Origin of the sequence: Deinococcus hopiensis KR-140 (genome assembly GCF_900176165.1) — a bacterium.
Taxonomy (GTDB): Bacteria; Deinococcota; Deinococci; order Deinococcales; family Deinococcaceae; genus Deinococcus; species Deinococcus hopiensis.
The window spans coordinates 372,419-390,658 of sequence record NZ_FWWU01000007.1 but is presented as its reverse complement, the minus strand read 5'-3'; the positions used below and the strand labels follow the sequence as shown (position 1 = coordinate 390,658).

Annotated in this window: 18 protein-coding genes; 15 read left to right on the top strand and 3 right to left on the bottom strand. The window is 63.8% G+C overall.

Translation table 11 applies throughout. From position 1 onward, the window contains the following. Positions 1 to 10: 10 nt before the first annotated feature. Both dbpA and B9A95_RS10425 read right to left on the bottom strand, forming a co-directional pair. Positions 11 to 1,420 (bottom strand): ATP-dependent RNA helicase DbpA, encoded by a 1,410-nt coding sequence (gene dbpA / locus B9A95_RS10430; protein WP_084047101.1) that lies wholly within the window; start codon positions 1,418 to 1,420, stop codon positions 11 to 13. A 280-nt stretch (positions 1,421 to 1,700) separates the two neighbouring features. Beyond that, positions 1,701 to 2,636: an aldo/keto reductase gene (locus tag B9A95_RS10425; protein WP_084047099.1), complete on the bottom strand. Its 936-nt coding sequence runs from the start codon at positions 2,634 to 2,636 to the stop codon at positions 1,701 to 1,703. Between the two features lie 710 nt (positions 2,637 to 3,346). Between B9A95_RS10425 and B9A95_RS10420 the strand changes: the two genes are divergently transcribed. The 13 genes from B9A95_RS10420 to B9A95_RS35325 all read left to right on the top strand — a co-directional run bounded on the left by B9A95_RS10420 (position 3,347) and on the right by B9A95_RS35325 (position 15,429). Beyond that, positions 3,347 to 4,117, top strand: coding sequence for a GGDEF domain-containing protein (locus B9A95_RS10420; RefSeq protein ID WP_170928569.1), 771 nt, complete (start codon positions 3,347 to 3,349; stop codon positions 4,115 to 4,117). Between the two features lie 776 nt (positions 4,118 to 4,893). Beyond that, positions 4,894 to 6,219, top strand: coding sequence for a GH1 family beta-glucosidase (locus B9A95_RS10415; RefSeq protein ID WP_084047095.1), 1,326 nt, complete (start codon positions 4,894 to 4,896; stop codon positions 6,217 to 6,219). Positions 6,220 to 6,271: 52 nt separating this feature from the next. Beyond that, positions 6,272 to 7,615 carry a GH1 family beta-glucosidase gene (locus B9A95_RS10410; RefSeq protein ID WP_170928568.1) on the top strand — a complete coding sequence of 448 codons (1,344 nt, stop codon included), beginning with the start codon at positions 6,272 to 6,274 and terminating at the stop codon, positions 7,613 to 7,615. 577 nt (positions 7,616 to 8,192) lie between these two features. Next, on the top strand, positions 8,193 to 8,669 hold the full coding sequence (locus B9A95_RS32030) for a hypothetical protein (RefSeq protein ID WP_139806662.1): 477 nt from the start codon (positions 8,193 to 8,195) through the stop codon (positions 8,667 to 8,669). Then, positions 8,641 to 9,261: a hypothetical protein gene (locus B9A95_RS10400; RefSeq protein ID WP_139806661.1), complete on the top strand. Its 621-nt coding sequence runs from the start codon at positions 8,641 to 8,643 to the stop codon at positions 9,259 to 9,261. The genes B9A95_RS32030 and B9A95_RS10400 overlap by 29 nt, the downstream gene beginning before the upstream one ends. Beyond that, entirely contained in the window at positions 9,203 to 10,123 is a 921-nt protein-coding gene (locus B9A95_RS10395) for a tetratricopeptide repeat protein (protein ID WP_084047089.1), read from the top strand. The genes B9A95_RS10400 and B9A95_RS10395 overlap by 59 nt, the downstream gene beginning before the upstream one ends. Before the next feature lie 49 nt (positions 10,124 to 10,172). Beyond that, on the top strand, positions 10,173 to 11,099 hold the full coding sequence (locus B9A95_RS10390; RefSeq protein ID WP_084047087.1) for a hypothetical protein: 927 nt from the start codon (positions 10,173 to 10,175) through the stop codon (positions 11,097 to 11,099). Positions 11,100 to 11,437: 338 nt separating this feature from the next. After that, on the top strand, positions 11,438 to 11,932 hold the full coding sequence (locus B9A95_RS10385; RefSeq protein ID WP_084047085.1) for an RICIN domain-containing protein: 495 nt from the start codon (positions 11,438 to 11,440) through the stop codon (positions 11,930 to 11,932). A gap of 281 nt (positions 11,933 to 12,213) precedes the next feature. Next, positions 12,214 to 12,507, top strand: coding sequence for a cupin domain-containing protein (locus B9A95_RS10380; RefSeq protein ID WP_170928567.1), 294 nt, complete (start codon positions 12,214 to 12,216; stop codon positions 12,505 to 12,507). Between the two features lie 174 nt (positions 12,508 to 12,681). Next, the gene (locus tag B9A95_RS10375; RefSeq protein WP_084047082.1) at positions 12,682 to 13,602 is read left to right on the top strand and encodes an NHL repeat-containing protein; all 921 of its coding nucleotides are present in this window, start codon (positions 12,682 to 12,684) and stop codon (positions 13,600 to 13,602) included. After that, positions 13,595 to 13,822 carry an NHL repeat-containing protein gene (locus tag B9A95_RS10370; protein ID WP_170928566.1) on the top strand — a complete coding sequence of 76 codons (228 nt, stop codon included), beginning with the start codon at positions 13,595 to 13,597 and terminating at the stop codon, positions 13,820 to 13,822. The genes B9A95_RS10375 and B9A95_RS10370 overlap by 8 nt, the downstream gene beginning before the upstream one ends. 56 nt (positions 13,823 to 13,878) lie before the next feature. Next, entirely contained in the window at positions 13,879 to 14,139 is a 261-nt protein-coding gene (locus B9A95_RS10365; RefSeq protein WP_170928565.1) for a zinc ribbon domain-containing protein, read from the top strand. Between the two features lie 21 nt (positions 14,140 to 14,160). Then, positions 14,161 to 15,429 (top strand): hypothetical protein, encoded by a 1,269-nt coding sequence (locus tag B9A95_RS35325; protein ID WP_245808245.1) that lies wholly within the window; start codon positions 14,161 to 14,163, stop codon positions 15,427 to 15,429. 295 nt (positions 15,430 to 15,724) lie between these two features. On the opposite strand, the gene B9A95_RS10355 is transcribed toward B9A95_RS35325, so the two are convergent. Beyond that, positions 15,725 to 16,972: an ABC transporter substrate-binding protein gene (locus tag B9A95_RS10355; RefSeq protein WP_084045693.1), complete on the bottom strand. Its 1,248-nt coding sequence runs from the start codon at positions 16,970 to 16,972 to the stop codon at positions 15,725 to 15,727. A gap of 249 nt (positions 16,973 to 17,221) precedes the next feature. Between B9A95_RS10355 and B9A95_RS10350 the strand changes: the two genes are divergently transcribed. Beyond that, positions 17,222 to 17,659, top strand: a complete 438-nt coding sequence (locus B9A95_RS10350) for a hypothetical protein (protein WP_084047077.1) — start codon at positions 17,222 to 17,224, stop codon at positions 17,657 to 17,659. 275 nt (positions 17,660 to 17,934) lie between these two features. After that, positions 17,935 to 18,234, top strand: coding sequence for a transposase (locus tag B9A95_RS10345; protein WP_084047075.1), 300 nt, complete (start codon positions 17,935 to 17,937; stop codon positions 18,232 to 18,234). The last annotated feature ends 6 nt before the right edge of the window (positions 18,235 to 18,240 follow it).

The window sequence follows — 18,240 nt, the reverse complement described above, 5'->3', positions numbered from 1 at the left end:
TGGGTCGGCGTCACATGGGGACGAAGCGCATTTTAAAGCTTCGTCCCTTGAGGTTTCCCAAGTCACGTCCCGTTTTGTTCTTGGCCTTCAGGTGCTCGAACGCCTGATCGGCCACCCGCCGGTCGATCGCCACGTACGTGATGAACTCGAACACGTTGATCTTGCCCACCTGGCCTTTGTTCAGTCCCCCCTCCCCCGTAAGGGCACCCAGCACATCGCCGGGACGCAGTTTGTCCTTCTTGCCGCCCAGAATGCAGAGCGTGACCATGGGCGCGGCGACGGCCTCGGTGTCGTCCAGGGCGAGTTCGCTGAGCGCATGCCACTGGACAGGTGCACCCTGATAGTCCTCGATCAGGCGCACCCACTTCTTCTCGTTTGGCGCGCAGAGCGTCAGGGCCAGGCCCGATTCACCCGCACGTCCAGTACGGCCCACGCGGTGGATATGCACTTCCGTGTCCCGGGTTACGTCAGCGTTGATGACAGCGTCAAGATGGGCAATATCAAGGCCACGCGCGGCCACGTCGGTCGCTACCAGGACCGAGCAGCTGCGGTTGGCGAACAGCACCAGGATTTCATCGCGTTCACGTTGCTGCAAATCGCCGTGCAGGGCCAGGGCGGAAAAGCCCTGAGCGCGCAGCTCTTCGGTCAGCTCACGGCAATGCACCTTGGTGTTGCAAAAGACCAGGGCAGACACCGGTTTGAACTGCTTGAGCAGGCGACCGACTGCGGCGTCGCGACCGTCGTACTCCACCTCGTAGAAGCGCTGTTCGATCTGGTCGCCCGTGTGCTGCGCCTCTACGGTGACTTCCGCCGGATCGTGCAGGAAGTTCGCCGTGGCCTGACGGATGTCATTGGGATACGTGGCGGAAAACAGCAAAGTCTGACGCTGTGGCGGACAGGCACGGACGATGCCCACGATCTCGTCGTAGAACCCCAGATCAGTCATCCGGTCGGCTTCGTCGAGAACCAGCGTCCGCACGTGGTCCAGCTTGAGGGTGCCCCGGTTCAGGTGGTCGCGGATACGGCCGGGCGTGCCGACGACAATATGGGCACCGTGCTCGAGCGACGCCGCCTGCGGGCGGAGCGGCACGCCGCCCGTTAACGTGAGTACTTTGATGTTGCTTTCTCGGCGTGCCAGGCGACGCAGCTCATGGGCGACCTGATCGGCCAGTTCACGTGTTGGGCACAGCACCAGCCCCTGCACTCCGAATCCCCCCGGATCAAGCGTGTGGAGAAGGCCAATGCCAAAGACCGCCGTCTTGCCGCTGCCGGTCTTGGCCTGCGCAATCAAGTCACGGCCCTTAAGCACATACGGCAGGCTCTTTTCCTGAATGGCTGTCATCTCGAGATAGCCCAACGTGGTGAGATTTGCCAGCATACCCGCCCCCAAGGGCAGGTTGGTAAACGGCAAGGGGCTCACAACGCCCAGGCCTTAGGCCATGCACGGTCAGGGAACCTGGCGAAAATCATGCGTTTAGTATTGGCCGAGTTCGAACAGGATGCTTCACCCGTTTTTAACTGAAGGGGAAAGGCCAGGCTCGGTGGAGTCGAACTGCACACCGACGCTGGTCTCCGCGGCTTCTCCGCTCCTGAGTTTCACGCACCTCCGCCAACGCCAATAGGTGGATGGGCCTCTCGGTTCCGCGTTCGTCGCTGAAGAACTGGCCTGCACCATGACTTGCGGCCACCAGGTCCGCAGGTCACCATGGAAGTGGAGCGTCCTTCAATTCACGTTTCCACAATGCCTGAATGTTCTGAACCACTTCCTCCGGAAGGGTCTTGCGGGATGCGGCCATATTTTCCCTGAGCTGCTGCTCGTCTTTGGCACCAGCAATGACTGTGGAAATGTGCCGTTGCGACAGAATGAACTGCAGGGCAGCGTGAAGGAGCGAGTGGCCTTCTGGCACCAAGGCCGTAAGCTGCTCAACGAGTGCAGCCCGGCGGGCGATCACATCTGGCGTCCACCGCCCCCGAATACCTTCAAAACGGCTGTGTGCTCCGTATTTTCCAGAAAGCCAGCCTGAGTCCAGAGGAACTTTTACGACGAGGCCAACACCTTTTGCCCCGGCTTCTTCGAAGGCGCCCGCTGGCTCCTGGTGAAAGGCATTGAACAGCACTTCCAGCACGGTACTGTTTGTCGTGCGCAGCACCATCTCGATTTCGGCGCGAGAATCGATGGACACGCCATACGCCCGGATTCGCCCTTCGCTTTTGAGCTGCTCGAGTTCCTCGTAGAGCGGCGTCACATTGCCATCAAGGAGGGCTGCCGGAGGGTTGTGAAGAAGGTACACATCCAGGTAATCGGTCTGAAGGCGTTCCAGGCTTTGTTGTAAGGCGCTTTGGAGGGCGCCCACGTCGAAGTTGGTCCGTCCGTCAGCAGTGTGCCCGAACTTGGAGCAGAGGACGACTTCCGAACGTACTGGTTTCAGCACCGCCCCCAGCGTTTCCTCGCTTCGCCCGGCGCTGTAACCCGGCGCTGTGTCAAAGAAGGTGCAGCCTTCTTCCAGCGCCGCCCGAACGATCGCCTGGGCGTCCCTGCCCTCGGGAACGCCCCAACTCGGGTTGGCCAGCTGCCAGGCACCCAGCCCCAGCTCACTCACGTGAAGTCCAGTAGTTCCTAGAGGTCGCTGCTTCATGTCACACTCCTGTCACGGCTCAAGTCTAGCTTTCTTGCAGAGCGACAAGCATGACGGTTTTGAACTGGGATGGACTGACTGCGGGATCGCTTGGTCGGGAGGTGCGGTGGCTTCGGGCGGTCAGAAACAGGTCCGAGAGAGGGCCTCCTCAAGCGAGGTGGTCCCACTTGGCAGTGCCGTGCAGTGCATCGTGGAAAGTACAACTTGCGCTTATCGGCGTACGCAAACAGACTCAGCGTACCGCCGTCTAGACCTCCGGGGCCGGGCCCTCGCGGCCTTTCGCCATCCTGCCAAAGTTAGAGCATTTGTCTGAATGGAGCTGGGAAGGGCACCCCTCTCGGCTCCACTCTCCCCAGTGGGCATTCAAGTTCGCTCGCGCTGCTCGGTCAAAAAGAAGTCTGCACTCTGACAAATGTTCTGGTTCACTTTTGAGACCTTCAGGCTTGACTGGACACTGAGGGCGATTCTGATTAGTGTAGATTATGGTTCAGGTTAAGACTCCAGAAACTCGGGTCCTTAATCTGTATTGGTGGATCGTCTGGGGTGCGCTCCTCCTCCTTCTCCCACTCCGAATCACCAACGGGAGCTCAACAGATCTGCTCCGCGACACGCTGTATGTGGGGCTCACTCTGGGGTGTCAGCGCGTTGAGCGTCGATGGCCCAGAGCTGGCATCTTGCTTCATTTGGTGCTGCTGTTTCCACTGTTGACCTTGCATGCCCTTGATCCACATTCATTTGGCCAGCGCATGGGCGGGAATTTCGTCTGGATGATTTTCGCCACAACCAGTGCGTGGCCCGTCTTTGGACTCACGGCCCTCTGGGGGTGGCGTGGAGCGCTCGGCGGCTTGCTCCTTTCCATAATTGGAAGGGCCTTCGTCGGTGTCGGTGGATCCCTGTGGGGAGTGGCTGTATCTGCTTACCCGTTGATCCTCTCCATCCTGCTGGGGCTGCTCTTTTACTGGCTTATGTCCGAAATTCAGACGCTTTATAAGAAATTGCATGAGACGTCTCTGGTAGACCCTATGACAGGCCTGTTCAACCGGCGTGCTCTGAACGTCGACTTCGGGAACGCCGTCTCCCTGGCGGTTCGGGAACGACAGCCCGTTCTATTTTCCTCTTGGGATGTCAACGGACTGAAGGCCGTGAATGACCTCCAGGGACACGCCGCTGGCGACGCCTTTCTGCTGTCATTTGTGGTGGCGTTGCGTCAGTCCACGGCATCAAGTGACCGCCTCTACCGTGTGGGAGGGGATGAGTTCGTTGGCCTTCACGTGGGTTCAGATGCTGGCTATGAACTCTACGAAAAGGTGAAGGCGGTGTTTCCAGCAGTCGCTGCGGGGTGGGTGTTGCTTGAAGGTCACGGGCTTGAAGACGCGATGGCAGAGGCTGACCAAAGACTCTATGCCTGCAAGGCAGCCGATCGTACGTCGGAGGAGAGGCGCGTCGATCACGCTCCTCAACCTCGGTTCGGATGGAAGTAAAAGTTCATCTGGAAATGGAGGTCACGGCCGGGAACGCTCAACCCAAGGCGCTGGGCGAGTTCTGGCCGGGTGGTTGGCCCACTCCTCCTCGCTTCGCAGATGCGCTCGCGGGCAGATCGGAGTTCGGCAGGGCCAGTCATACGGCTTATCCATAAGCCGTTGCATTCCCTCTTCTGCGCAGCTTGGCAAGTCCGATCCGCTTCGGTGGTTCGGCTTGTTTCCGTCACCGTTTTTCCTGCTCGCTCCACTCGGGTTCATCCATGACTTCATAACTGACTAATCGGAACCGTTATCGAGGAGAATCCAACATTCCCCGGACCATAAGGCAATGGCCAACAGCGCCGGCTCGCCATCGCCTACGCTACTGGCCGTCAGATGCGCCCTTCTGAAAGCGCTGAGGTGTGAGGTGATGGAGTCGTGTGGGGTATCTCACCGCTCTTGGTACCGGTCGACCCCGTCGCCTCTCGCTTGAATGCGCTTTCATGCATCCGTTCAAGGTCGCAGGATTGAAAACATATCGCAGGGGAAAAAGGCTTGCCATACACCTTGACCCGAATGTAGAGAACTACCGCTCCTGTGCTCCTAGAATTGCCCCTCGTCATGTTGCCCGAATTCCTATAGGCCGGAGTTCTTCTTGACTCGGTCCGGACCCGGATAAGGGAAGAGCCCTTGACAATCTGAAATCGCTTTCATAGGCTTTATTTATTCAAGGCCACTTAGCAAAATCATTCAGTTTGCCCTTCTGTCCCCCTTTTCACCTTCTGCCAGGAGAACGTATGCCGCTTAGCCGCCAGCACTTCCCGTCCAACTTCCTTTGGGGTACCGCCACCGCCAGCTTCCAGATTGAGGGTGCTGCCCACGAAGATGGACGCCTCCCCTCCATCTGGGACACCTTCTGTGCTGAGCCTGGGCGCATCTCCGATGGCAGCAACGGTGATGTGGCCTGCGACCACTACCACCGCTGGGAACAGGACCTGGACCTCATCCAGAGCCTTGGTCTGAGCGCCTACCGCTTCAGCATTGCCTGGCCCCGCATCATCCCCACGGGAACAGGGGCCATCAACGAAGCTGGCCTGGATTTCTATGACCGCCTCGTCGACGGCCTGATCGCGCGTGGCATCCAACCGCACGTCACCCTCTACCACTGGGACCTGCCGCAGACCCTGCAAGACCGCGGAGGCTGGGAGAACCGCGACACTGCTTACGCCTTCGCAGATTACGCCGCTGTCGTGGCCGCGCGTCTCGGTGACCGCGTGAAGAGCTACGCCACATTCAATGAGCCTTGGTGCGTTTCCATCCTCTCCAACGAAATCGGGCATCACGCCCCAGGGAAACAGGACCGCAAAGCGGCGCTCGCCGTCGCGCACCATCTGCACCTCGCCCATGGGCTGGCCCTCTCCCGCCTGCGTGCCCTGAACCTCACCAGTCAACTGGGCATCGTCCTGAACTTGACACCCGCCTATCCCGCCACAGACAACGAAGCTGACCGCACCGCAGCCACCCTTGCCGACGGAAAGGGCAACCGCTGGTTCCTTGATCCCATCTTGAAAGGGCAATACCCGCACGACATCTGGGAGCACTACGGCGCAGAGGTGCTTCCCAACGTGTTGCCCGGAGACCTCGAACTGGCCTCCCAACCCATCGACTTCCTGGGCGTGAATTACTACAGCCGGGCGTTTGTCAGCGCCGGGGGCAAAACGCTGCCGGAAGGAACCGAATACACCGACATGGGCTGGGAGGTCTACCCGGAGGGCCTGCGGGACCTCCTCGTGCGCTTGCACCGCGATTACCAGCTCCCCGACCTGTACATCACGGAGAACGGCGCGGCCTACCCTGATGTGGTCAGCGAGGACGGCCAGGTTCATGACGGTGAGCGAACGCAGTACCTGCAACGCCATTTTCAATCGGCCCTGGACGCAGTTCAGGCAGGCGTTCCCCTCAAGGGGTACTTCGTCTGGAGCCTGTTGGACAACTTCGAGTGGGCCTTCGGGTACAGCAAACGTTTCGGCATCGTCCACGTGGACTACGCGACCCAGAAGCGCACCGTCAAGGACAGCGCGCTCTGGCTACGCGACTTCCTGCGCGTTCCTACACCTGCGTGAACGCCGTATACGCCTTACGCCGCTTCGCCCTCTGCTCACTCCGGAGTTATTCATGCCCTTGACGCGAGATCAGTTTCCTCCCCAGTTCCGCTGGGGTTCGGCCACCTCCAGCTACCAAATCGAAGGGGCAGCCCACGAGGACGGCAAAGGACTGTCCATCTGGGACACCTTCACCCGCCAGCCGGGCACCGTTAAAAACGCCGACCACGGTGATGTGGCCTGCGATCACTACCACCGCTGGGAAAGCGATCTGGACCTGATGCAGGACCTGGGCCTGGACAGCTACCGCTTTTCGGTGAGCTGGCCCCGCGTGTTGCCCTGGGGGACCGGAAAAGTCAACGCCAAAGGACTGGCCTTCTATGACCGCCTTGTGGACGGACTTCTGGCTCGGGATATGACGCCGTTCGTGACGCTGTACCACTGGGACCTCCCGCAAGCCCTGCAGGACCGGGGGGGTTGGGTCAACCGCGACACGGCGTTCAGGTTTGCCGAATACGCCGAGGTTCTGGCCCGTCAACTTGGGGACCGGGTGGGGCACTGGATCACCCACAACGAGCCCTTCTGTACCGCCATCATGGGTCATCAAGAGGGCGTCCATGCCCCTGGTATCCGCGACACCCACGCGGCCTTACAGACGCTGCACCACGTGTACCTCTCGCACGGTCTGGCAGTCCCGGTTCTGCGCGAGCAGAGCCGGACGGATACCCAGGTGGGTATTACGCTCAGCCTGCACCCCGTGTATCCCGCGAGCGACGCGCCAGAAGACCTCCAGGCAGCCCACCGTCATGACGGTTTCCGCAACCGCTGGTATCTCGATCCGCTGTTTGGCCAGGGTTATCCGCAAGATACCTGGGAGAGTTACGGCCCTCTCGTTCCGCACGTCCAACCGGAAGATCTGGGCATCATCGCTGCGCCGCTTGATTTCCTTGGGGTGAACTACTACTTCCGGGAAACCGTGAAGCACGCACCTGGCCAAGGCCACTTCGACCTGGAAGAAGTGCATGTCCAAGGCGTGAAGCGCACCCACTTCGACTGGGAGGTCTACCCTGAGGGCCTCACGGACCTCCTGACCCGGGTGTACGAGGACTACCAGCCTGCACGGCTGCTCATCACCGAGAACGGCTCCACCTTCGATGATTCAGCGCTGGACGAGAAGCTGATGGACCATGACCGACAGCAGTTTTTCGAGGCCCACCTACGCGAATGCCTGAAGGTGCTGGAGCGGGGCATTCCGCTGGAGGGGTACTTCGCGTGGAGCCTCCTCGACAACTTCGAGTGGGCCGAGGGGTACGACAAACGTTTCGGTATGGTGCACGTTGACTTCGAGACTCAAGAGCGCCGTCTGAAGTACAGCGGGCGGTGGTTCCGCGACTTCCTGCGCGTTCCCGTACCGTAACGGCAACCCGCCCCGCGCTTTCACCCTGATTTCTCTCCCAGAAGGAACTCGGTGGGGTTCATCGCGGCGCAGTACCGCGGGTCGCGAGCATCAGCAAGCGTAGATGGTCGGTATCTGTGCCTGGAGTGAAGTTCGCGCTGTACCTCACTCCGGGCAGGGCAAGGCGAACCCAACGTCGGGCCAGTACCCAGCAAAGGCAACGTCGTGTCCCTTCAGCACGGTGCGCCAGCCCTCAGGACAGGACCGCCGCCACAGGAGCGTCGATCAGATAATCCAAGTCCAGTTGGGCTCGTCCTCCTCAGCGGACGTTTGACCCGTACACCGTGTGGCAGGTCTCCTCGACAGACGGATGACCCGAAATCCTTACCACAGGCCCATTTAACGTGTTCCCCGAAAACGGCAGTGGCCGTACCAGCAACTTGCCACAACCCCGTACACTGACCCCAATCTCGGTCCAGACACGTGGGCCGGGCGCAGCGGGAAGGAGCGCGCTGCATACGGAGATTCGGGCGGCGCTTCAGGAAGGCGAAAGGGACGGCCCTGCGGCAGAGGCTTGGAATACGGGGAGGGGAACGGCGTGATGGGCGTAGATCAGGGCGGGGTTTTTGCCACTCCAGAACAGCAGTTGCGTGGGGTTGCCCTTCAGCGTCACGGTCTCGCGTTCGGCCTCTGGGGGGAAGCTGACCTGGGGAAGACGTACCGGGTGCAGGCGCTCCTCCGAGAACTGCCCTGCAGGAGCCTGAGCCTTCACGCTGCCGTTCCCCTCCGTGAACTGGCCCTGACCCTGCCCCACCCACGCCGCCTGCCCGTGTGGGCGGGGCGAACCTTCGAGCGGTTGCAGCTCGGTGAGGCGGTGGGTACCAGCAGCGCGGCGGACGCCGAACGCCTGGAGTTGGTGGAGGCCCTGGCCCACCGGGTTGCCCATTCCAGGGGGGTGGGCCTGCTGATCACCAGCCGCCGCCCACCCCCAGACGGCTTTGGGGCCCAGCGACAGTCCGCACTGGACGCTGGAGTACTTCCGCCTGTTGGCCCGCCAGGGACACCTGTGGAATGACGGCTCCCTGTGGCGCTGGCGTGCGCCGCCCGCCGACCTGATGCCCGTCACCGTAGAGGCACTGATTGAGCGGGCGCTGCGGGAGGTCAGTGGAACCGAAGCGCTCCGGGACACCCTGGGAGCCCACGCGCCGCTGCCCCACACCGCCGATCAGACCCTCCTTGCCGCTGTGGTAAACCTGTCCCCGGAGGCGCTGGCCGGGGCGCAGGAGGAACTGGAGCGCCAGGCCGTGCTGCTCCGGGGCCAGCTGACCCATCCTCTGTACAGCGAGGTGGCCCTCAAAGGGCTGGACCCGGAGCGGACGGCTGGGATGGCCCGTCGGGCCATCGCCGCGCTAGAGCACGTTCCGCAGGAAATGGCCGCCCTGATCGACGAGGCGCGGCTGGACCCACCCGCTGCCGCCGCACTGCTGATCCGGGCCGCGAAGGGCGCCGGGAATGCCGCACAACACGCCCGGTTGCTGGGCCGCGCGGCGCAGTATGCCAGTGGTGCCCAGCAGTTGCACCTGATGGTCCAGGCGGTGCAGGGACTTCGTGACGGAGGCGCTGCGCTTGGCCGAGCGGGCTTACCGGCTGGCCCCCCAGCAGGCTGAGGTGGTTGGCCTCTACGCTGAACTGCTGGCCGGTCAGGGACGACTCACCGAGGCCGAGGCCCGTCTGCGCGAGTTGGCGTCTGGGGAACAGGTGGGGACCGCCTGGGCTGCCCAACTGATCCGGCTACGGGGCCTGGCCCGGGACCACCGGGGCGTGCTGGACCTGTGGCAGTCCCATCCCGAGTTGCACAGTCAGGCTGAGCCCCAGGTGGTGTACGCCGTCGCTTTCGCCTCGGCTTGCTCCGGGCAGTCCGAACAGGCCGCCGGATCTGCACGCAGCGCGCTGGACCGTCGAGGTCTGGACGTGCCGACCCGGTGCGACCTGACCAATGTGATGGGGACTGCCCACTACGGCAGGAATGAGTTCAGAGAAGCGGAGCACTTTTACGCGCGCGCGGCCCACCTGCCCCACCTGGAAGCGGTCTACCTGGAAAACCAGGCGATGGCCCTGGGCGAACAGGGGCAGATCCAGGCGCGGCTGACCGATCTCGAACAGAGCCTGCGCCTGCGCCTCGAATGCGGGCAACTGCTTCAGGCCACACGCATTCACGTCGCGCTGGCCGACACCTACCTTGACTTGGCGCAGTACGGACGGGCGGAGGACCTGCTGCTGGAGTCGCGCGATTTTCTGACCCGTCTGGGCCCCTCCGAGCACCTGATCGAATGCGAGTACCGCCTGAGCGTCCTCTACCGGCACTGGGCTCCGCCGCACGGCGGCCTGTTCTTCGCTCAAGCATGCCCGTGCCGCCCTGTCGTATGCCTGTCAGGCGGCTGTCCCGAGCAAGCTGGCGTGGGCCCTGAGCTGCGCCTCCATCGCCGAGTCCGGGGTCGCGACCCCGGACGAGGGCCAGCGGCTGGGTGAGGAAGCCCTGAAGCTGGCGCTGCGGCTGGGTGCCCCTGGAGCCGCCGGAATGGCCCGTTTTGCCCTGGCGTTTGCGCTGGAAGCAGTCGGTCAACCGCAGGGGGTCCTGGAGGCATTTGGGGCCACTGAGGCGGCGCTGCGGGCGCAGGGCATCGAAGACGCCGCGCAGGAGGTCGGTCTGGAAGTCGATCGCCTCTCTGGCAACGTGGAACGTGCCGGCCAGCGCTTGCGGTGGTTCGAGGCGGCGGGGATCACCAATCTGGCCCAGGTGACTCGCCGCTACTTCCCGCAGTTGAGGGAGGTGGCGGCCGCCCCGGACCCTTTGGCGGGCCAGACGCTGCGTCCGCGCCTGGAAGTCCTGGGCGAGCTACGCTTCGGCCTGCCGGGATCCACCGACCTCGTTCGGGGGTGCAAACGCCGCGAACTCCTGACGGCCCTGCTCGGAGGCCGCCTGCGCGGCCGTCCAGAAGTGTCCCGGCTGGACCTGATGGCCACGCTGTACCCGCAGGGCGGTGAAGACCAGGCGGCGGCCCTCAAGGAACTGGTGCATCAGACCCGCGTCGCGCTGGGAACGGGCGTCATCCAGACCACCGCCAGCGGGCACGCGCTGGGAAACGTGGATTCCGATGCCGAAAATTTTCTGCTGACCGGCGAGACGGCCCTGTCGCGCGGCCCCTACCGCATGGACGAGGCGGCGGGCTCCGACGGTCTGATCGCCGAGACGCTCCACACGGCGCTCAGCGCCCAGGCCCATGCCAAGGTTATCCACCAGCCAACGGCGGCGGCCCGGGTCGGGCGGCGGCTGTGCCAGGCCAATCCCTATGACCTCACGGCTCTGGCGTTGACCCTGCAGGCATCAGGCAACCACCGCAGCCTCACCCGTTTCTACCACTCGGCCCGCCGTGAGCTGATGGACGTTGGAGAAGTGCCTCCCGAGGACTGGAAGACCTTCCTGGAACGCCAAGTTGACGCCTGAAGCGCAGAACCTAAAGTACAAAAGCAGAGGCGGGGCGCCCTGGGCAAGCACTGCTTCGTCCGCACGACCATGCTCCCAAACGTTCCGAACTTGTTCTGATGGCCGCTCCCCTTTCCCTGCGCCCCGTCAGCGGCACATCCTCCCCTTTTCCTGACCGCCGCATCACTGGGGGCAGTTCACCCTGTGGGCAGGAGGAGAGCGGCTCCTGCCTGCTTTTCCCGGCAGAGAGCCCCGCACCGCCGCCGGTTCAAGGCCTCCCCACCCCCGCCCAATTCCCGCAGAGAGGACCTGTCCCTGGCCTCTGCCGGTTGTTGCCCCGTAGGGACAGGAGGAAAACCATGTTCGGAAAAGTGATGCTGCACTGCGCTGCGGCCCTGCTGGTCTCCAGTGCTGCGGCCCAGTCCCCGCGCTACTACCGCCTGCAACTCAAATCGGACGGGCAGTTCCTGGACGCGAACCACTGTGCCTCACCCGTCACGCTGAATCCCGGTTCGACGTTCGCGGGAGGCGCCTGCGAGCTCTGGCGGCTGGTGCCTGGCAGCGGCGGCTACTACCGGCTGCAGCTCAAGTACAACAAGCAGTATCTGGACGCCGATCACTGCACTGCGCCCATCGGCCTCAACCCGGGCTCGACCTACGCGGGCGGGGCGTGCCAGCTGTGGAAGTTCATTCCAAATGGAGACGGGTACTACCGGCTGCAACTGAAGTACAACGGGCAGTACCTGGACGCCGACCACTGCACGGCCACCCTGGGCCTGAATCCCGGCTCAACGTACGCGGACGGGGCCTGTCAGCTGTGGCGGCTGGTGCCCGAACCCGTCCGGATCGACTGAGCTAAGCCCGTCCCACCCAGAGCGGGCCACACCCGTTCTCCGCTGGTCTCTGGCCGCCACCCGGTGAAGGGTGAGATGGAAGGAGCCGTGTATGGCACACCTGACTGCGGAGCGTCACCCCACCTCCACGCTGTCACGCCGTGAACTGATGCGCCGGGCCGCCGTCCAGCCTCCCCCTGGGCCGGAGTGCTGGACTGGCCCGGACCGCACCCGCTCCGCCCGTCGCGGGGGCCGCAGCCACGGACTACAACTACAGGTTGCGCCTGGCCGGACTCTCTTCCGTGACCATCCCCAGTGGCGTGAGCGCCCGCAAAGGCAACCAGGCCGCCTGGCCGCTGCTCGCGGGCGTGTCGGTCGCCCAGGTGGAGATTCCCCGGGACTCCTGGCGAGCGCCGCATTTGCATACCAATACCCCCGAACTGGTGGTGATCGTGCAGGGCCGCGCAAGGGCCGGACTGCAAACACCGGAGCGGGAATGGCTGGAACTCGAGCTGGGGCCGGGCGACTGCGTGTATTTCCCGCTCGGGTGGCCGCATTGGCTCCGGAATACCGGAAGTGGAGTGCTGCACGCCTAATTCAACGACGGCCACGCCCAACCCGCCACCGTCGAAGTTCCAGCCTGATGGGGGCGACTGGAGAAGACTGCGGGCAACGCCGGGCACCCCCCAACGAGGGGCACTGGTCAGTATTCCGGGAAAAGCTCAGCCGCCGGCGTTCACGGCCGCACCTCATCCTTCCGAGGAGGCCCCATGAAACTGCTGCTCAACGTCCTTAGCCTGACCCTGCTGGTCTCGGCCGCCTGCTCCAGCGGCTCCGCACCAGGCCCCGGGACTGACCCCAAACCGCCCACCGCCCTGACGTTTACCACGGTGGATACCCTTGCCGGACAGGCGGGGGTACGGGGCAGCGCGGACGGCAAGGGCAGTCAGGCCACCTTCAATTATCCCCTGGGACTGGCCGCAACCCAGGCGGTGGGTGCCAAGAACGGTGAGGTGCTGCTGTACATCGCCGGGCTGACCGAGAACATCCGTTACGCGCAGGTGGGCCACGCCGACAATCCGGTTGGCACGGCCATCGGCAAGGGCGAGAGCGGCAGTGTGGACGGCGGCCCGGGCACGGCCAAGGTGCTCTCGCCCCAGGGCATTGCAGTGGGCTACGACGCCGACGAGGCTTACGCGTACTGGACCGAAGACGCTTCCGGCGTGGTCCGCAGGCCGAGCGCCTACCCAGTGAGTGGGAGCCGCAAGGCCGTCACGGTGGTGGGACAGGCGTACAAGTGTGGCGCGGCGGACGGTCCTGCCACCAGCGCCGGATTCAACCGCCCGGACGGCATCGTCGCCAACCGCCGCACGGGCGAGGGATTTGTGGCGGACACTTCCAACTTCACCCTGTGGCGCGTCTTCGCAAATACGGTGTCCACCATCGCGGGCGTGGCCGGGCAGCAGGGCAGTATGGACGGGAGACTGGGCGCCGCCCGCTTTGCCTCTCCCCGTGGCCTGGCGATGGACCGCGCCGAGAACCTGTACGTGACCGAATGCCGCCACTGTCCGCAAAGTCACGCCCAGGGGCGAGGTCTTGACCCTGGCAGGCAAGGTGGGCGAGGTGGAGAACGTGAATGGCCCGGCCCAGAAGGCCCGATTCGGAAGACTGACGGGAGTTGCCGTGGATGAAAACGGCACCGTCTATGTGGCCGACGTGGGCAACCACGGCATCTATAGCGTTGCCCTGGACGGCATCGTGGGCACGGCGGCAGGACTGTGCGGTGTGGCCGGAGCCACTGATGGCAACGTGAACGCCACGACCTTCGGTAAACCGGTGGGCCTCGCCTATTTCAACAAACAGCTGTTCGTCTGTGACAGCAAGAGCCAGACCATCCGGCGCATTCACTGAGGAGCAGCGAGAGCGCTCCCGAAGAAGACGCCGCCCCCCCTCACCGGAGGTCAACCGTGGACACCAGCAGCGATAACGCCGACGGGCCCGCCGATCACGGGTCTGCTCCCTGCTCTGCGCTGGCCTACCGCCTTTGCCCACGCTGCCTGCGGGCCGTTCCCACCATTTCCGGCGAGCGGTACTGCGTTAACGACGGCACACGGTTGCTGGAGAGCTGCCCGCAGTGCACAGCGCCCATCACCTCGCCCTACGCCCGCTTTTGTACGCGCTGCGGGGCAGCGCTGACGTGGCCCGGCCTTGCTGCCGCCCCGCCGTGAATAGGCCACAGAGGAGCGCCCATGTCCAGACGTCATCCCCTGCTGCTCCTGCTCACCCTCGGCCTGTCCGCCTGCGGCTCGTTCAGTTCTTCTGGAGGCACGCCTCCAGGCGAGGATCCGGCCCAGACGGTTTTTTCGGGCGCCAGCCTGAATTCGGCGCGGCGCTGCCCCGACACCGAGGCCGTCACGCCCGTGCAGTTTATGGAGGCGGTCAGAAACGGCGGCACCGTCGTCACGGCGCAGACCCTTGCCGACCAGAAGGCCCGGCAGGTGCGGCAAAGCGCCCAGGACGACGCGGATGCCCGCACCTGCGTCGCAGCGCACCCGGAGTTCAGCGCGCCGCTCAGTCCTCCTGGGGCAGACGCCATCAACGTGGACGTGGACCGCCGGAAGGGCCCGGATCACCGTGCTGATGGGAAACGTCTTCGGCGGGGCCGTTCTGGCGAATCACGCCCGCACCTGTCCCAGCCAGGCCAAACAGTACGGCATCGACCGCCAGCTGTACGCCGATCTGAAAGTCAACCTGCAAAAGCTGAACATCCCGTTGACGCGATTCGGCCTCCCCACCTGGGAGTCACCATGTCATACCTGAAAATGCACGTCCTGGCCTTTCTCTCCCTCGCCCTCTCTTCCGTGGCCGCCGCGCAGAGGTACGCGCTGGTGGTCAACGGGCAGGTGACGCCGGCCCAGGCCCTCGTGGTGGGTGGCCAGACCTACGTGCCGCTCTCGGCGCTGAAGCAGCTGGGCATTCCGAGCCGCCTGAAGGGCAACACCCTGACGCTGGGCACGGGCGTGGCGCCGGCCACCGCACCTGGGGGAGCCAGTCAACGCACAGCGCTGGAAGGCTGCGTCGGCGACACCCTCTTCAACGGGGTCTGGCGGCTGACAGTCCGGAAGGTTGAGCCGATCGGCGCGGACGCCGGGTACGGCCCCGGCTGGGGCGTCACCGCCGAGCTGCGCAACGGCACCGCGACCAGGACCAGCCTGCAGGACACCGGCCTGGAAGCCATTGAGCTGGTCGGCGCCGACGGCAACACCTTCGTTTTTCAGGAGCGGGCGGCGCAAGAGCCCCTCATTGACAAGGGCGTTGCCCAAGCGGGAGGCGTCACGTACCAGCTCCGGTTCCACACGCAGGACGCGCGCGCCTCCGCCTCCAGCGTTCCCGCCCCCGCGAAGCTGGTGGTCTCGCTCAACCCCCGCAAGATGACGGCGGGTTACCTGAAGGAGGGCCGCGTGGCCTATACCACCCCTGCCCCCAGCTTCCGCGTCCGGCTGGACTGTTCCCGGTGAGACGGCTTCCGGGTCATCCGCGTTATGTCGCCTCTGCTTCGCAGCTTGACAAGTAGGTGCCTGTCCGGCGGCGCTGTCCCAGTCTGCGGCGCAGCTCCGCCGCACAACGCGCGCCTCTTCATGGTGATGATCCCCCTGCTTCCTGGCCAGACCCCCGGCTTTATGAATGTTGGCCACGTTTGCTCGCCGTTGTCAGGCTGAGGGACGAGCAGTTTGTCGAAGCGGGGGGTTGTGGGGGACAGAAACACCAGGGGGAAAGCCTTGACTGGCTTTCCCCCTGCAGGTGTGGCTGAACTTAGCGGCGAGCGCGGCGCTCGATGAGGCCCTTGGCGTCGGTCAGGGCCTGCTGGCAGGTCTTGGAGCCGTCCAGGACGTTGCCCAGTTCGGCGAGGAAGATTTCGTCGGCCACGGGGTCGAGGCGGTTGACGTCGATGGGCTTGATGCGGGTGGCCGCCGTGCGCCACAGCGTCCGGGCCTTCTGGTTTGCCAGGTAGGGCACGCCCTCGTTGAACAGGGGGGCGTTGTTCGCCGCCGTCAGCGCGGGGAACGCGCCGGTGGTCTTGAACGCCAGGACCTGCTGGTCGCGGTTGGTGGTCAGGTACTTGATGAATTCCCAGGCGTCGCCCTTGTTCTTGCTCTGGGTGGGAATGGCGTAGAACGAGCCGCCCCACGACGCAAAGGTGTTGCCCGGCAGCTGCTGCGCGTTCCACTTGCCGGCGAAGTCCTTGGCCAGCCAGTTCTGCATGTGCCCGACGAGCCACGCACCCGAGAACTCGGTGGCCAGGTTGCCCTTCTGGAAGGCCGTGGTCCACTCGGGGCTGAACGCGCCGCCTGCGCGGGCGTCGAGCTTGTTGTCGCGCACGCTCTTGGCCAGCGTGCAGGCGTTCATGAAGCGGGGGTTGGTCGGCGACACCAGCACGTTGTTCTTGGCGTCGAAGTACAGGCCCTGGCCTGCGGGGATGTTGGTGCGGCTGTAGATCTGCGCGACTTCGGAGGCGTCGGGAATCAGGAAGGTGCCGGGGTTGGCGGCCACGACCTTCTTGCCGTTTGCGATGTAGGCGTCCCAGCTGCGGTTGAGGTCAGCGGGTTTGACGCCGGCCTTGGCGAGCAGGTCGGTGCGGTAGACCATGGTGCCCGGGCCGATGTCGGTGGGCATGGCCACCAGGCGGCCGCCGAAGGTGGCCTGGGGGAAGGTGTAGCTGACGAAGCGGCCCTTGAGGCTGCCCGCGTTGTAGGGGGCCTTGTTGAGGTCTTCCAGGCCGCCACCCTCGGCGAAACGGGCGACGTAGCCGAAGTCCACGGCCACGACGTCACCCGCACCGCTGCCGGTGGACAGGGCGGTGGTCAGGGCGTTGTGGTGGTCGGCGTAGGCGAGCGACACGACCTTGATGTCGATGTCAGGGTGGGTCTTCTGGAAGCCCGGGATGGCGGCCTTGACCACCGTATCGAGGTCCGGAAACACGCTGACCGTAATGGTCTTTTTCTGGGCGCTGGCGACACTGGCGATGAGGGCGAGGGTCAGGGCAGTCAGGGTCTTTTTCATGGCGACTCCAAGCGAAGAGGGCAAAACGCTGAGCTTCCTGGTCAAGGTCCACCGAAGTGGATACCAGACAGAAGAATGTTTCAACGTAAAAATATTTTGGCAGGAAACGCTTACCGGGATCTGACAACTCTGCTCGCGCAGGTTAGAGTCCAACCCCGGTATCCATTGCGTTTTGTGTTGGTGCTGGTTCTTTACAGCGGGTAAACCCCAATCAACCGAGAGCCACTCGGGATGAATTAAGCTCATAAAATGCACGACCCATTGGGGAACACCGACCTGCAGCGGGCAGAAGGGGCTGAGGTCGCGACGCCTAAAGATGAAGCAGTGTTCCCGCTTGAACGAGTTGAGGACCAATTTGCAGTCTCGTTGGCAAAGATGCTGGCCGGACAGCCCTATAAGGTGAAGCGCAACGTCCAACTCAGAAATTTCGACGCAGTCACGCCGCGAGGACGGGTGACCCGCACGTTCCGGGTGAAGGTGGATTTCCTGATGATCGCCGAGTATACGTGTGAGCCGTTGCTAGGCATCCGCCTGACGAACGTGACCTACGGCCGGGACCGCCGCCAGGCCCCGAAGCGTGAACCGTACACGAGCCTGATACGCGGCAGCATGCTCATCGTGTTGGACGTTGATCCATATCAGGGTTTAGAGAAAGACACGCTGATTGAGGCGCTCAATCGGCAGTGAGAACGCCCATTCGCGTGTAAAGCGCGGGTGGTGATCAGTCAACCCGCTCAGGTGTGGGGCAGAAGCCCTGTGGCGGCCATCGCCTTCCCTCTCAAGCCCGGATTTTCTCAGAGCTCCAAAACATCTCCACACGCCGTTGAAATGCCCAGAGGATTCGTGATACTGAAACGGCGCTGGGTGGTAGAGCGGACTGGACTGAACCCTTAGGAGCGGACCAAGAGACCAAGCACTTCGTCCCCGTCAGCCCGTAGGCTGACGGCACCGAAGGAGCCCGTATGCCCGGACGTACCCACAGCCGTGAGTTCAAGCTCGACATCGTGAATCAAGTTGACGGGGGTCAAAAGACGACCGCTCAGCTCTGCCGAGAACACGCTCTCTCGCCCAGTCTGATCCGCCGCTGGCGGAAGGAGGTCGAGGTGCGTGGGGAAATGGCCTTCACCGACCAGGCCAAGCCCGACCAGTCGTTGGAACAGCGAATCGCCGAGTTGGAACGGTTTTGCGGGCAGTTGTCGTTGGAGAACACAATCCTAAAAAAGTCGTTGGCGACGTACCGCTCGAAACAAGGCACCAAATGATCGAGG